The organism is Microbacterium sp. ER1 (genome assembly GCF_023383675.1).
Classification (GTDB): Bacteria; Actinomycetota; Actinomycetes; order Actinomycetales; family Microbacteriaceae; genus Microbacterium.
In genome coordinates this window covers 1-231 of record NZ_QCXO01000100.1, presented here as the reverse complement: position 1 = coordinate 231, position 231 = coordinate 1, and the positions used below count along the sequence as shown (strand labels likewise).

General features: G+C 64.9%; 1 protein-coding gene. It reads left to right on the top strand.

Going from position 1 to position 231, the window contains the following annotated elements:
• Positions 1–50: 50 nt before the first annotated feature.
• The coding region (locus BV453_RS01915; RefSeq protein WP_249520746.1) for a hypothetical protein at positions 51–231 on the top strand (181 nt) is incomplete at its 3' end.

Here is a 231-nt window from a genome sequence, read left to right as displayed (position 1 = left end):
CTCCCCAGGTCCTCGCGACCACCGGGAACACAACGACACCAGCGTCGCCGGTGGTCACACCGGAAGCCAACCGCTGCGTCAGCAACCTCCCCGGAAATGACCGCTTCACGCCCTTGGCGCCCGACCCGCTTTGCCGTGATTGGTACACGGAGGGAGCCGATTTGGGTGCCATACCGGCTCCCGTCATCATCGGTGACGCGTTGACACTCGCCACCATCCTCGATGCCGAAC